This window comes from Burkholderia paludis (genome assembly GCF_000732615.1).
GTDB lineage: Bacteria > Pseudomonadota > Gammaproteobacteria > Burkholderiales > Burkholderiaceae > Burkholderia > Burkholderia paludis.
In genome coordinates this window covers 1-14,992 of sequence record NZ_JPGL01000083.1, presented here as the reverse complement: position 1 = coordinate 14,992, position 14,992 = coordinate 1, and the positions used below count along the sequence as shown (strand labels likewise).

At 70.0% G+C, this 14,992-nt stretch carries 9 protein-coding genes; all 9 read right to left on the bottom strand.

Features of this window, described 5'->3' with window-relative positions; genetic code table 11:
- Window positions 1–234: 234 nt before the first annotated feature.
- The 9 genes from GQ56_RS0135240 to GQ56_RS0135200 all read right to left on the bottom strand — a co-directional run bounded on the left by GQ56_RS0135240 (window position 235) and on the right by GQ56_RS0135200 (window position 14,814).
- Entirely contained in the window at window positions 235–4,983 is a 4,749-nt protein-coding gene (locus GQ56_RS0135240; RefSeq protein WP_235212816.1) for a cellulose synthase subunit BcsC-related outer membrane protein, read from the bottom strand.
- Entirely contained in the window at window positions 4,980–6,185 is a 1,206-nt protein-coding gene (gene bcsZ / locus GQ56_RS0135235; protein ID WP_043301730.1) for a cellulose synthase complex periplasmic endoglucanase BcsZ, read from the bottom strand. Before bcsZ ends, GQ56_RS0135240 begins: the two co-directional genes overlap by 4 nt.
- A gap of 1 nt (window position 6,186) precedes the next feature.
- Complete coding sequence (gene bcsB / locus GQ56_RS0135230; RefSeq protein ID WP_235212817.1) at window positions 6,187–8,619, bottom strand: cellulose biosynthesis cyclic di-GMP-binding regulatory protein BcsB; 2,433 nt, start codon at window positions 8,617–8,619, stop codon at window positions 6,187–6,189.
- 70 nt (window positions 8,620–8,689) lie between these two features.
- Window positions 8,690–10,900, bottom strand: a complete 2,211-nt coding sequence (gene bcsA, locus GQ56_RS0135225) for a UDP-forming cellulose synthase catalytic subunit (protein ID WP_031403114.1) — start codon at window positions 10,898–10,900, stop codon at window positions 8,690–8,692.
- The gene (bcsQ, locus tag GQ56_RS0135220; RefSeq protein ID WP_031403113.1) at window positions 10,897–11,685 is read right to left on the bottom strand and encodes a cellulose biosynthesis protein BcsQ; all 789 of its coding nucleotides are present in this window, start codon (window positions 11,683–11,685) and stop codon (window positions 10,897–10,899) included. The genes bcsA and bcsQ overlap by 4 nt, the downstream gene beginning before the upstream one ends.
- Window positions 11,682–12,242 (bottom strand): cellulose biosynthesis protein BcsP, encoded by a 561-nt coding sequence (gene bcsP / locus GQ56_RS0135215; protein WP_052007398.1) that lies wholly within the window; start codon window positions 12,240–12,242, stop codon window positions 11,682–11,684. The genes bcsQ and bcsP overlap by 4 nt, the downstream gene beginning before the upstream one ends.
- A 74-nt stretch (window positions 12,243–12,316) precedes the next feature.
- Window positions 12,317–12,772: a cellulose biosynthesis protein BcsD gene (bcsD, locus tag GQ56_RS0135210; RefSeq protein WP_031403111.1), complete on the bottom strand. Its 456-nt coding sequence runs from the start codon at window positions 12,770–12,772 to the stop codon at window positions 12,317–12,319.
- Window positions 12,773–13,225: 453 nt separating this feature from the next.
- Entirely contained in the window at window positions 13,226–14,332 is a 1,107-nt protein-coding gene (locus tag GQ56_RS0135205) for a porin (protein WP_031403110.1), read from the bottom strand.
- Between the two features lie 62 nt (window positions 14,333–14,394).
- Entirely contained in the window at window positions 14,395–14,814 is a 420-nt protein-coding gene (locus GQ56_RS0135200) for a DoxX family protein (RefSeq protein ID WP_031403109.1), read from the bottom strand.
- Window positions 14,815–14,992: the final 178 nt, after the last annotated feature.

The window sequence follows — 14,992 nt, the reverse complement described above, 5'->3', positions numbered from 1 at the left end:
GACCGCCCGATGCGGCGACGGGCGCGCGACCATCGCGCGCTGCGCCGGGAAGCGACCGACGCGCTCGGCGATGCGCCGTCTCGCCGCGCGCAGGGTCGTGCATGCGCTCGACGAACGCTTCGGAGCGCACGCCGGACGGCGCGGCCGCAGGCCCGTCGAAGCACCCCGTCCGCCCGGCGACGTGACACGTGACACGTCATACGTCACGCTTCGCCTGCCCGACTGCTCGGCGGTTCAATCCTGGCCCGCGAGATACGGCGAAGTGAACACTCTCGGCGGAAACGGCTGCAGCCCGACCTGCGGCGTGAAGCTGTAGCGCAGGTAGACCGCGGCGACCCACTCGCGATATTGATACGCATTGCCGAACGACGCCGCCGCCCCTACCGCGAGCTGCGAGGCGAGCTGGTACTCGCCGCGCCCGGCGATCGAATATGCGATACCGGTCTTGCTCTGCCCCGGATAGACCGCGCCCGGATCGAGCGTCACCGGCAGCGCGTTGGTGATAGCCGCCGCATTGGCCGCGGCCGACGATTGCATCAACGGGTCGAGCGGGAAATACGGCACGGCGTTCTGGCGGTAGTGCTGCACGCCGATCGAGCCGTTGACCTGATACGTGAATGCGCCCGTGCGCCCCGAGTAGTCGATCGGAAGGTTCAGGATCACGTACTGCTGCGGGCTGAAGTAGCCGCCCTGGCCGTACGTGAAATACGACTGGTTGCTGCTGAACCGCATCCATGTCGCATTGATGCCGGCGGTAAACGTCTGGTTGGCATCCTGATAGAAGCGCGTATACGCGCCGCCGCCGCCCTTGCCCGAGTAGTTGCGCTCGACGTGATGCCCGTCGTAGTAGTTGAATTCGCCGTTGACATACAGCCCGCTCGTGCCGTCGTCCCAGCTCAGCGACGCCCGCGCGCCGCTCTTCGTCACGCCGCCCCACTTGAGGCCCGAGCCGGCGTCGCGCGCGCCGGCGTACGACAGCACGCTGTCGGTCACCGCGCGGCGCGTCACCGCGAGCGAGTAGGTCACCTTGTCCGTGATGCCGCCGTCGTACTGCACGCCGCCCACGATGTTCTGGTACGGGAAGCCGATCGGCGACGTGCCGACGTCCGCCTTCAGCTGCTTGCCCTCGTAGCCGATCGACAAGCCGACGCCGCTCGCGGACTGATCGCCGAACGTTCCCGTCCGGGCTTTCGCCAGGCCGGAGCCGAAGCGCGCATAGGTCGGGATGTCGAGGGTCGCGGTGCCCGCATCGAGCGTGACCGGCGTCGCGGTGACGACGATGTGGCCGTTACCGGCCCTGATGCGTCCCTCGATCGGCGCCTCGATGTCGGTGAGGCTCGACAGGCCGGCCTCGCCGCTGCGATTCCGGAACACGAGCCCGCCCGATACCGTGCTCGCCTGTTCGCGATTCACCTGCGCGAGTTCGGCCGCCACGCCGAGCGTCTGCGCATTCGCGTCGCCCGAGACCGTGCCGCCGCGCGCGGCGGGTGCGGGCGCATAGCTCTGCGCGTACCCGGCCGGCGGTTGCGGAATGTAGGTCGGTGCGCCGCCTGCCTGGCCCGGATACGGCTGCGGCGTGTACGGCTGGCCATATGCCTGTTGCGGGTAGCTTTGCTGTGGGTAGCTTTGCTGCGGATAGCCCTGCTGCGGGTAGCCCTGTTGCGAATAGCCCTGTTGCGAATAGCCCTGTTGCGGATAGCCCTGCTGCGGGTAGCCCTGCTGCGGGTAGCCCTGCTGCGGATAGCCCTGCTGCGGATACGTCTGCCCATAGCCCTGCGCATACGCAGGCTGACGAGACTGCGCCGCCCTGGTCGCCTTCCGCGTGCGGGTGCGCTCCGGCGCGGCCGTATCCGTTCCGGTCTGCGCGGCACGCGCGGCGGGCGACATCGGCCACGGCGTCGCCGCATAGTCTTGCGGCGCCGGATAGCCGCCCTGCGCCGGGTAGGCAGCAGGCGCGGCGGCCTGCTGCGGATACGGCGGAACCGACGAATACGGCGTATAGGGCTGCGCGGCCGGCGGCCCGCCGCTTTCGCCGCCGCCGTCGCTCGCCTGCCCGTAGCCGCTCGTGTCGACGCCGGCCGACGGCGACACGCCGGACCGCCGCTCGGGCGCGTTCCCGGACGGATAAGCGGAAGGCGCGGCGGGCTGCCCGCCGGATGGCGCGACAGCGGGCGTCACGTAAGGCGCGGGTGGCGCGGGCGGCATCGAATACGGCACGGTCTGGGCGGGAAGCGAAAGAGTGGACCACGAAGGGGCGGCAGGCAGCAGCGCCGACGGGCGCGCGCCGTCGGCGGGCGTGGCGGCGGCGCCGCCGACGTCGACCGCCGTCTTGCCTTCGAACGGATTGGTGCCCGGCAGCGGGTTCGCGCCGATTCGCTGCATCGCCGCCTCCCAGCCGCGCGGCACATTGGCCCTCGGCGCGGCTGGCGCAGGCGGCGGCGTGGTGCTCGCGAGCAGCGAGCGTTTCAGATACAACGCGGCGGCCGACAGCTTGCCTTCGGCGCGATAGAACCGGCCGGCGGCGGCCAGGACGTCCGGATCGTCCGGCGCGGCCTCCAGCGCGGCCGTCACGTAGCGCTCGCCGTCGCGCCAGGCTTTCGCGCCGCTCGCCGCATAGGTTGCGGCGGTCAGCAGGCCGAGATCGTCGGGCCGGCGCGCCAGCGCCGTCTGATAGCACTTGAGCGCGTTCGCCGCATCGCCCGCCGACGTGTAGAGACGCGCCAGCGCCGCCTGCAGATCGGGGTTGTCGGGCATCGCGGCCAGCCACGGCGCGATCACCGCGTAGCCGCCGGCAAGGTCGCCCCGGGTCCGCACGGCATCGGCCTGGCGCACCACGATCGCCAGGTTGAGGTTCTCGAAATCGACCCGCTGCTCCGGCGTGAACGACATCGCCGACAGGCGCCGCATCACGTCGCCCAGCAGCGCGTCCTGATGGCCCGCGAGCAGGATACCCGCGTACCGCAGTTGCAGGCCGGTATCGCCGGGCGCGGCCGACAGGGCCTGCCGAACCAGCCAGAGTCCGCGCTGCGGATCGCCCGCGGCGACATAACCGCCCGCCAGGACCGCGGCGAGCGACGGCGTTCCCGCCGCGACGCCTTCGGCGTTGGCGAGCATCGCGAGCGCCTGCTGGCGCTGGCCGCGGCGCGCCAGCCGGGTCGCGAGATCGACCTGCTGCCCGACCCAGAGCCGGTGCTGCAGGGCCGTCATCGCCGCCGTGCGTTGCGCGACGGGGATGCGGTCGAGGTTCTGGAGGCCCGCCGACCATTCGCGCGTCTGCTCGGCGAGCAGCGCGCTCGCGTACAGCCCGTCCGCCATGTCGGGATGGCTCGCGAGCAGGCCATCCATGATGCTCCGCGCGGACGCGATCGCGCCCTGCCGCACATAGACCCGCGCAAGATCGAGCCGCAGCCACGGATCGTCGGGACTGCCGGCGAGCGCATCCTCGAAGAGGCTGCGCGCCGTGCCCAGATCGCCGCGCGCCTCGGCCGCGCGCGCCTGCGCCGCTTCGGCCGTCCGGCGCAGCCGGTCCGCGCCGCCCGCCTTCTGCTGCTGCCCGACCGTCAGCTGGTTCGCGAACTGCAGCGCCTCGTCGCCGCGCCCCTGCGCGGCCAGCGCGCCGACCAGCCCGCGAATCGCGTCGGGGCTGTCGGCCTGACGGCGCAACGCCATGCGGTAAGCCTGCTCCGCGCCGGCCGGATCGCGATTCGCCAGCAGGCCGTCGCCCAGCAGCACCTGTGCCGTGATGTCGGACGGATTCAGCGCGATCGCGCGCTCGTACAGCGACTTCGCCTTCGCGAAATCGCCGTTGCTCTGCGCGCCGAGCGCGTCGCTCGTATACGTCCAGTACGTCGCGCTCGTCAGTGCGCTCCGCCAGCGCGCCGGGTTGCCTGCGCGCGACGCGCGTTCGAGATAGCTGCGCGCCTGCGGAAAATGCTCCTGCTTCAGCTCGACGATACCCATGCCGCCCAGCGCGTCGCCGTTGTTCGGCGCCGCCGCGAGCACGCTGCCGAAACGGTCGCGCGCCGTCGCGAGATCGTCGCGATCGAGCGCCGCGAAACCGTCGGCGACCGTCCTGCCGCGCGCATCGTTCTGCGCCGTTTCCTGCGCGTGCTCGCGGTCGGTCTGCCCTTGCCGCACCATGCCGTCGAAACGCGCGCGAACGGCGGGATCGTCGGGAACGGCTTTCAGGTAGGCCTCGTAGCGCGCCTGATCGGACGGCCGCGCGGCCAGCCAGAGCAGCGCCTGCCGCCAGCTCTGCCGCGCCTTCGCGCCGACCGCCGGATCGTTCGCCAGTTGTTCGAGACGCGCGATGCCGTCGCGACGCATGGCGTCGCGATACGTCAGGTGTTGCGCATAGGCGAGCGCATAGCGCGGATCGTCGCGGTTGTCGCGCGCGAGCTGCTCGAGCCCGCGCCGCGCCTCGTCCCAGCCGCTCGGCGTCGCCGCGAGCGCCTGGTAATACTCGAGACGCAGTTCCGGCGAGGACGGCGCGCCCTGCAACGCCCGCTGGTATTCCTGCACCGCCGACGCGCTGCGGCCCATCTGCGCAAGGCGCCGCGCATCGTTGAGTTCCTGGTCGTGCGGGCCGGTCTCGCCAAGACGGCGGCCCAGCTCCCCGAGACGCGCATCGTTCGGCGCCACCTGGCGCAGCCGCTCCAGATAACGCCGTGCTCCGCCGTCCTTGCGGTCGGCGAGCACCATGCCCATCCCGAACAGCGCATCCGGCTGATTCGGGTCGAGGCTCAGCACCTTCTTCCACGCCTGCTCGGCAAGATCGCCGCGCCCGCGCGCCTGCCAGTACTTGCCCTGGTCGATCAGCACCTTGAGCGGATCGCCGGCCGCATGCGCGGCGGGCGGCAGTGCAAGCGCCGCGAGCCCCGCGAGCGCGAGGCCGGCGGCCAGCGCTCGCACGCCCGTGCGGGCACGCCCGCGCCCGGCCGAACGGCCCGTCACGGCCGCGCGCGACCGTCTGTGCGACATCATTCGCATGTCGCCCTCCACGCCGGGATCAGCGCGCCGTTCGCATCGAAGCGATAGCGCCCGTCGATCGCGCCCGCGCCGAACAGCCCCATCACGCGGTCGTAGTACACGGGTTCATGGCCCTGCGGCGCGCCGTCCAGCGCGGCGAGCACGGCGCGTGCGCCGGCGAGACTGCGCTGGTCGCCGCGCGCCTTGAAATACGGCGCGAGCGCTCCCCAATACGACAGCGGCCCTTCCCCGGTGCCGATTCCGTTCGTCACGGCCACCTTCTCGGGCGGCACGCCCGTTTGCGCGACGCGCTCGCCCATGCCGTGCACGGCGGCGAGCCACGGTTTCGCGAGCGGATCGGCGGGCGACGCGAGGCCCGCCCACAGATACACGCGAATCGCGTCGTAACTGCCGAGATCGCGATGCTGCGGATCGACGACGAACTGCCCGGCGCGCCACGCGGCCCAGTCGGGTGCGTAGCCCTGCGGCGCGGTAGCCTTCACCATGCGCAGCGCATTGCGTGCGAGTTCGGTCCACGGCCCGTTCGGCAACGCGCGGGCAAGGCCGCGCAGCACCGGCAACGGCAGATAGCTCGGGTTGAGTCGCGTCGTACCGTCCGTCACGAAGCCGGTCGGCCCGGGCAGCAGCATCGCGCCGAAGCCGGGCAGCGTCGTCACTTCGTGCTGCGCGACCTGCTCGGCCAGCGCCGTGCCGAGCGCCGTGTATTCGGCTGCGCGCCACAACCGGCCCGCCTCGATCAGGTCGTAGGCGATCCACAGGTCGGCGTCGGCGGCCGCGTTCGGATCGAGCACGCCGTACGTTCCGTCGGCCTTGCGGCCCCATTGCCACGCGGGCAGGCGCACCGAGCCCCCGGAGAAGCGGTTGTCCGCCAGGTTCGTGCGCGTCCATGCAAGCAGACGGTCGAAGGTCGCGCGATCGTTCGCCACCAGCGCGAAGAACATCGCGTACGACTGTCCTTCCGACGTGGTCTGCTGCGTCGCGGTCGAATGGTCGATCACGCGGCCGTCGGCCTGCACGAAACGATCGACGAACGCGCGGTAGGCGCTCCACTCCCCGCACGCTTGCGCGGCCGGCTCGACGGCAAGCGCCGGCGCCGACGCGGCCGCGATGCCGCCGGCGAGCACGGCGGCGCACCGCACGATCCGGGCGCCGCGCGAAACGCGGCCATCCCGCGCAATCCCGAGTCGAACCCTCATGTCATTCCTTGAGACGGCGCGCGGCAACCGAGCGCAGCAAACGATAGAACAGCGCCGCGATCACGAGCGCGGCGAACAGCCCGCCGAACAGCAGCAACAGCGGATGCGCCGACAGCACCCAGCGCACGTATGCGATCGGCGGCAGCGACCCGACGTGGTAAATATCCCCGTTCGAGGTCACGGTGACCGAACGCCCGTGAATGACCGCCATCCCGCCCTGGATCGCCGGCAGGATGTCGGCGTCGAGCAGCGCGGACGTCAGGTCCTCGTCCGACCGGCCCGCCATGCTGACCAGCGCGACCGCGCTGCGCGCCGCGTGCAGCGGCGACTCGAACCCGGCAATCAGCGCGTTCTCCTGGTCGCTGACGAGCGACAGGTCCGCGCGCGTCGGGGTGGGCTCGGTTTCCTGCGCGCCGCGCCACGCGTCCTTGACGCGGAACACCAGGTCGGTCAGCGCGAACGTGCTGCGCTCGCCGTCGCCGGAAAACGGCATCGCCTTCGCAAAGCGCTTGAGGAGCGGCTGCTTGCCCGGCGCGCCGAGGATGAGCAGGTCCTTGTCCGCGAGCGCGTCGACGCCGGCCGCGTCCGTCACGCTCACGCCCGTGACCGGGTAGCCGGTCGACGCGCCCATCCGGCCCATTTCGAGCAGGAACAGGCCGTACACGCCGGCGCCCGGATCGTCGGGCAGCACGACCGCCGTGCCGGACAGGTCGGCCATCCGCGTGAACGGGAACCCGCTGTTCGCGAACGCGGCGAGGTCGGGCATCGCCTTGTAGTGCGGGAACGAGGACACGTCGATCGTCGAGTCCGGATCGATCGCGCCCTGCACGTTCTGCAGCAGCCGGCCCGCGCATTCGCCGGTGTTCGGGATGTCGTAGTAGAAATGCAGGCGCAGTTGCGCGCGCGGCGTCAGCAGCGGCGGCGGCACGTCGACGCGGTAGCGTTCGGCGCCGGTGCCGTCCGCGGCGATCCGCTGCAGGTAGTGACCGAGGCTGAAACGGGACGCGTCGCGCGCGGGAATCGGCAGCGACTTCACGAACGTGTCGCCCACGCTGACGTTCAGCGACGAGCGATCGGGAAACGGCCGCACCGTGTAGCGGTAGCGCAGATCGAGCGGCGCGCCGCGGGTGTTCCACATGAACAGGTCCGGCGGCACCCGCAGGTTGACCCGCACCGCGTCGCCGTCGTATCCGGTCACGCTCAGCGCGCGCTCGTCGAGCAGCTCGCCGAGGCGCACGGGGCGCGTCGACGACAGCCAGTTCGGCGCGTCGTACGGCACGCGCGGCGCGACGCCCGACAATTGCCCGACGGCGGCGCTGGACCCGCTCAGCGCGTTCTTGCCGAGCACGAGCGCGGTCGCGGCCGTCCTGAGTTCGGCGGCGTTGCGACCCAGCACGAGCAGCACTTGCCCGCGCGCGGGCGCGTCACGCGGGACCACGGCGACGGTCGGGCCGTCGATGCGCGGCAGCGCGACGCCGTCGACGCGATCGTCCGGCGTCGCGAACACGACCGCGTTGCCCGACGGCGGAACCTGGCCGACGCTCGCAGGGAACAGCGCACCGCGATACCCGGCGAGCGCGCCGAACCACGACGAGACGATCCCCGCCGCCTCGACCGTCTCGCGGCCCGGCTGCGCGGCGAACACGAACGGCAGTTCGAGCCGGCGCACGTCGCGGCGATCGAAGAACGGTGCGGGCAACGCGCCCAGATCCGCCTTCGCCGGCAACGACGCATAGGTCAGGTCGAGCGTGCTCGCATTGCTGACGGTCGCCCACAGCGACGAGTTGGACGGGTCCTCGCAGCGGCGCGTGTAGTGCCCGATCAGCTGCAGGTTCAGGTGGTTGTATTCGGTGATGAAACGCGGATCGATCGGGATGTCGCGCGACACGGTCGTGCCGGCCTGCGCCTGCGGCAACGGCAGCGTCGCCGCCACCTCGCCGTTGACGAGCACCTTCAGCTGCGACAGCTCGGGCAGCAGCGCGGGCGAATAGCTGTAGACGAGATGCAGCACCGCGCCCGTCACGATCTCGTCGTTGCGCACCGCGAACGACACGCCGTTCTGGCCTTCCGTTCCGCGCAGCTGCAGCGGATCGAGCGCACCGAAATCGGCGAACGTCAGGCCCTGGCGACGCCCGCCCGGCAGCAGCGTGCCGGGATTCGCGGTCGTCGGCCGCCGCACGCCGAGCAGGCGCTGCTGATCGGCGGACAGCACCGGCGCGCTTCCCGCCAGCGCGGGCTGACGCCCTGCCTCCGGAAAGAACGGCACCGCCGGCGACGGCGGCGGCACGTCGCCCACCGCCTGCGCCGCCTCGACGGCCTGCGCGAGCGGCACCGCGCCCGCCTGCCAGATCATCCAGCATGCGAGCGGCACGACCATGCGCCGCACCCGCGCCCGCCACCGCGTCCATCCGCCGGCGGACTCGCGCACCGGCACCGGCAGGCGCGCGCCCGCCCCTTGAATGCCGCGCACGCGCGGCATTCTCCCCGTCCTGTTAGCCATACGTCTAGTTATCTGTCGTTGCGGTGATGCGCTTGTTGTTCCTGCGGGATGCGCATAGTGCCCGCACGTCGCTGTACAGGAGCGAGAACAGTCCGCCGATGCCCCGCCCGCCGACCCGCAGCACGTGCGCCAGGCCGCGCAGCGGCGAATCGGCGCGACGGCCGTCCGCCCAGTCGGTCCACGCGTCCGCGCGGGCGAAGGTGGTCTTCACGAGGTCGAATTCCTGCGCCTTGCTGAGCCCCGAGAATCGCAGGCCGATACGCCCGGGCTCCGAGTATTCGACCGTCGCCGGGAACGCGTATTCGTCGGCGCCGCGGAACAGCGATACCTTCACGTTCGCCTTCAGCGGCACGACGAACCCGTCGGGCAGCTTCACGCCCACGCCGCCCTCGGAGTAGTCGATCGTCTCGCACGACAGCGTCCGGCCCGTATCGAAGCGCAGCATCACGGGAATCGTCATCGCGACGCGGTGCGCCGCGCGCACCTGCCGGCGTTCGTTGGCCGCCGCGACCGTCGCGCCGAGGATCAGCACGTTGTAGCCGGTCCACGCGAGGTTGAGGAGCGTCGTCTGCACCTCGCTGTGAACGTGCCAGTTCAGGCCGATATGCACCGCCCCCGCGACGAGGCCGAGCATGTTCAGCAGCAGCAGGACCAGGTACGGGCGCGAAATCGCCCAGTCGAAGTAATCGGAATCGATCCGGCCGCCCTTCGCCGTCACGTTGAACTTGCCGAGCTTCGGGTTGATCAGCGCGAGCAGCGTCGGCGCGGTGATGTACGACGCCAGCACCGATTCGTAGACTTCCGCCCAGAACGAATGACGGAACGCGCGCTGCATCCGCGAGTTCGTCACGCTCGCGTGCATCACGTGCGGCAGCGCATACAGCGCGATCGTCGTCGCCGACGCCTGGATCACGTGCGCGCCGAAGAACAGGAACGACAGCGGCGCCGTGAGGAAGATGAGACGCGGCACGCCGTAGAAGAAGTGCATCATCGCGTTCAGGTAGCAGAGCCGCTGCCCGATCGACAGCCCCTTGCCCAGCAGCGGATTGTCGATGCGGAAGATCTGCGTCATGCCGCGCGCCCAGCGGATCCGCTGGCCGATGTGGCCCGACAGGCTCTCCGTCGCGAGGCCGGCCGCCTGCGGGATCGACAGATAGGCCGTGGTATAGCCGAGGCGGTGCAGCTTGAGCGCCGTGTGCGCGTCCTCGGTCACCGTCTCGACGGCGATGCCGCCGATCTCCTCGACCATCGAGCGGCGCAGCAGCGCGCAGGAACCGCAGAAGAACGTCGCGTTCCACAGGTCGTTGCCGTCCTGCACGAGGCCGTAGAACAGCTCGCCTTCGTTCGGCACCTTGCGGAACGTGCCGAGGTTGCGCTCGAACGGATCGGCGGAGAAAAAATGGTGCGGCGTCTGCAGCATCGACAGGTCGCGGTCGCGCAGGAACCAGCCGAGGCCGATCTGCAGGAACGAGCGGGTCGGAATGTGATCGCAGTCGAAGATCGCGAGATATTCGCCCTGCGTGATCTTGAGCGCCTCGTTGATGTTGCCGGCCTTCGCGTGACGGTTGTGCGCGCGAATCGTCCAGTGCACGCCCACTTCCTCGCAGAACGCCTTGAATTCCGGGCGACGGCCGTCGTCGAGCACGTGGATCGCCAGCTTGTCCGCCGGATAGTCGAGCGCGAGCGCCGCATAGATCGTCGGCTTCACGACCGACAGCGGCTCGTTGTAGGTCGGGATGAACACGTCGACGGTCGGCCAGTCGTCGCGCGACGCGGGCATCGGTACCGGCTTGCGCCCGAGCGGCCAGGACGTCTGGAAATAGCCGAGCATCAGCACGATGGCGGAATACAGCTCGGCCGAGACGAGCAGCATGCCCCACACGGCGTCGAGCGGATGCGCCCAGACCGTCGTCTCGGTCAGCCGCCAGTACATGTAGCGGCCCGACGTCACGACCGACAGCATGATCATCACGAGTGTCGCGTAGTGCCCCTCGATGCGGCGGAACAGCAGCGCGCACACGAAGCAGCAGGTCGCAAACGCCAGTTGCTCGGGATTGTCGAACGGCACCGTGAAGACGAAGAACAGCGACGCGACGGCAAACGCCGTCAGCAGCACCGCGAACGGGCGGCTCTGCCAGAGGCGTGCGTCGACGAAACGGTCGAGCCACGAACGGCGCGGGGGAACGGACGACGGCCCGGCCGGCGCAGTGCTCATGCGGCGCTCCGAGAGGGCGCGGTGGCCCCGATCTCGCGCAGCAGCCAGGCGCCGCACGCATCGAGGTCGGCGGCTGCCTGCGAACGCGCATCGTAATGGAGCAGCGTCGTCTGGCACGCGAGCGACTCGGGCAGGCCCTCGTCCGCATGAATCACGCCGCGGAACAGTTGCGCGCCCAGGCGGTCGCGCAGCACGCGCAACACGTCGCGGCCCAGCTCGCGCGACTGGTCGACCTGGTTGACGACGTAGCCTTCGCCGATGAAATCGGCGCGCGGCGCCGCATACGCATCGATCATGCGCCGCATTTGCGGAATCGCGGCGTAGGACGCGGCATCCGGCAGCACGACGTTCACCGCGAAATGGGATGCGGTGAGCGCCGCGCGCGTGAAGGCCGACGAGCCCGGCGGCGTGTCGACGATGACGATGTCGTCCGCGCCGAGCGACAACGTCGCCACGCCGTGCGCGAACCACGCGGGATCGCGGTCGAGCAGGCGCTCGAAGCCGCGCTGGTCGTCCTCGTCGACGGTGCCGAACGGCAGCACCGTGATGCCGTCGATGCCGTCGACCATCGCCGACGCCCACGGCGCGCCGCTCACGGCGGCCCGCGCAAGACCGTCGCCGGAATCGGGCGGCACGCCGAAATGCAGGCGCAACGCGTTCTGCGGATCGAGATCGACGGCGACGACATGGCGCTCGCCGCCGGCCGCGAGCACCGACGCCAGATTGGCCGCGAGCGTGGTCTTGCCGACGCCGCCCTTCGCTGAAACGACCGTGATGACCTTCATGACCGACGTACTCCCCCGATGAACCACATGCCGCCGTCCGCCGCCGGCTGTCCGGCACGGTCGCGCCCCGGCGCGGCATCCGGCGCACCCGGCGCGCGGCCGCCACGCAGGCGATCGAACAGGCGCTCGAGCGGCACGGCATCCGCGGCGGCCGGCTCGGCCGCGGGCGCCGGCGCCGGCGCAGCGGCAAACAGCTTCTTCAGGAGCGGCCCGGGCTGCGGGGCCGCAACGGCCGGTGCGGCGGCCGGTGCGGCGGCCGGTGCAACAGCCGGTGCAACAGCGGGCGCAACCACGGGCGCGCGCGCCGGAGCACGTTCATCCCCGCGAGCGCGTTCGGCGGCCATCCGTATGCCGGAAACCGGCCGGGACGCCGGCGCGCGCGGCGGCGTATCGCCGGACGGGACGATGCCGGACTGCCCGACCGGGTCGAGCACGCCGAGCAACGGCCAGCGGGCGCGCGCCTCGACGGCTTCCGCCTCCGCGCGAACCTCCTGATAGTCCCCTGCGTTGCCGCCGAAGCGGGCGAAGAGTGATTCGATATCCCGTGAGCTGGTCATGGCGCGGTTGGCTCGATCGTCCCGCTCGGGGACAGTAGATAAGGCACTACGGAGACAGGCGCGAACGATGCGCGTCAGCGCGCGCCGCGCCCGAGCGTGAATTCGATTGCGTAGTCGTCGTCGACGGGGCCGGCCTGCACGACGTCGAGATCGGTCGCCCCCATCGCAGTCAGCCACCCCTGGTAACTGCCTTGCAGGAAAGCCGGCGCCCACGCCAGCGCACCGCCGCCGAACGCCCGCAGCGGAGCGCCATAGTGCGTGATGCGCAAACAATCGCGCTCGTCGGCGAGTTCGACATACCCCCACTGGATGTCGCGCCACTGCGCGTTCAGCGCGGCGGCCAGTTCCGTGGTCGACGCGCACGCGCGCAGCGGATGCGCCGCCGCGAAACGCGCACCGACCCGCGCCATCAACTGACGCAGTTCGTCGTGTCCCAGTTGATCCTCGAATTCAGCCGCCAGCGCCCCGAGCAGGCCACGCCATTGCGGAGAAACACGCTGATCGAGAAGCGGATCGATGACACTCGTCATGTATGAGACGTCCCCGGGGATAAAAGAAGGGGAAACAGGCGCACCGGCAGGTATCCGGCCCATGTTTCGCGACTGACGGAGGCACTTCCGTCAAACGCGGTGCGGAGTATATAGAGATAGCCAAGCGTTTTCTAGCGCAAGTCGTCTGACTCAGATCAATTTTTTTCCTTAAAAAACAACGGCAAACGTTGTCGAGGTTCAAGCGGTGCGCGCAAACGTTGGCGGGGCGCATCAGTGCGGCGACAAGCGCGATGCGGATCGTCCGCCGCAACGGACGGCAGCGGGCCGGGCCGGCGAAAACGTCAGAGGATTGCGTGCTCGAGCGGCGCGCTGCGCCCCTCCTCGCCTGGACCTGCAAAGCCGGGCGCCAACGCGCCGGCCAGGAAAAAAGGCACGGACGTCGAACGTTCGTGCCTTTTTCGTGTACGCCCCGGCGGGTGCGACCCGCCGTGTTCAGAACGTATGCATCATCCCGACATACGCGCCCGTCTGCGACTCGCCCGTCATCGGGCTCGTACCCGACGTCGCGTCGCGCGGCGTCGCGAGCAGCGAGAAGTTCGAGTTGCCGCCGTTGCGCACGTACGCAACCGTGCCGTACACGAACGTACGCTTCGACAGATTGTACGTAGTGCCAAGCACATACATCATCGCGTGGCCCGACGGATCGTGCGATGCATCGCCGCCGCCGTCGCCGACCTTCACGTAATAGCCGCCGCCCGTCACCGCCCATTGCGGGGTGGCCGAATAGGTCGCGCCGAGCCAGTAGTGATCGGCCCGGTCGGCGACGCCCACCGGACTGTCCGGCGCCTGGTAGTGCGTATACGCGCCCTGGATCTTGAACTTCGACACCTTCACGTTCGCACCGACGAAATACTCGCGCGACGCGGTGAAGATGTTGCTGAACTTGCCGTTGCTGTCGCGCAGTTCGTCGTAGATGCCGCGCACGTCGAGCAGCGGCGAGTGGTACGAGAGCATGATCCCGTCCGAGCGGCCGAAATCGCCGGACGCGCCGTAGTTGAACCCGCTCGACTGGTTGCCGAACGCGTATTGCGCCTGCACGTCGAAGCCGCCGATCACCGGGCTGTGATATTCGACGTTGTTGCTGGTCTGCTGCCAGTTGCGGCCGCGCACGAGCGATGCCGACGAAAACGCCTGCTGCACGAACGGATCGAATTCCCACACGCCGTCGCTGTCGATGAACAGGTTGCGGCCGGCCTGCAGCTGGCCCCACGTGTCGCTCTTCAGCCCGACGTACGCGCGCCGCGACCACATGCGCCCGCCGCCCGTCTGGCCGTTCATCACCTGGAACGCGGTTTCCAGGTTGAAGACCGTCGCCATCCCGCCGCCGAGATCCTCGAAGCCCTTCAGCCCGAACATGCTGGTGCCCCAGTCGCCGCTTTCGGCGCTCCAGCGCGTCGCGCTGCCGCCGTTCGGCTGCGCGATGTGGTTCAGGTATTCGATGCCGCCGTCGATGCGGCCGTACAGCGTCACGCTCGTCTGCGCGACAGCGGCCGCCGGTGTGGCAGCCGCGATCAGCCATGCGAAATGTTTGAGTCGCAAAATGATGCCCCTCGGAGTCTCGACCTTCCGGCGCACGCCCCATGCGCGCGCCCAGGGTCCGTTTATCCGCGATCGACCGAAAAACGGCCGGGGCCCGCCGCGCAAAGCGCGAGCAGGCCGCCGGAGATCGCGATGTTCTTGTAGAAATGAATCATGTTGTCGATCTGCTCGCCGCCCGTCATCGTCCAGTAGTGATGGCCGATGATGCCGGTGCCGATCGTATAGAGCGCCAGCAGCAGCGCAAGCGGCCGCGTCTGGAAACCGACGAGGATCGCGATCCCGACGAACAGCTCCATCACGACGGAAATCGCGGCGGAGACGATCGGCGCGGGCGCGCCTTCCGAACCCATGAACGCGATGGTGCCGGGGAAGTCGACGATCTTCTTCCAGCCGAACATCATGAACAGGATGACAAGCAGGATCCGGGCGAGCAGCAACAGCACATCGCGCTGGGACGCGAGAAACGGTTGATTCGGTGTCATGGTGTCGATCAACGAAAGCGATGCGCGTCGCGGGAACGCCCCCGGCGCACCGGATTGCCAACGAACCGGGGCGGGCGGCCGCCCGCCCCCCCCCCCCCCCCCCCCGCCCTGCGCACGACGGCGTCGAACCGTTCTACGGCAAGCACCAGAGCGGCATCTCGACGCCGCAGCAGCGTCA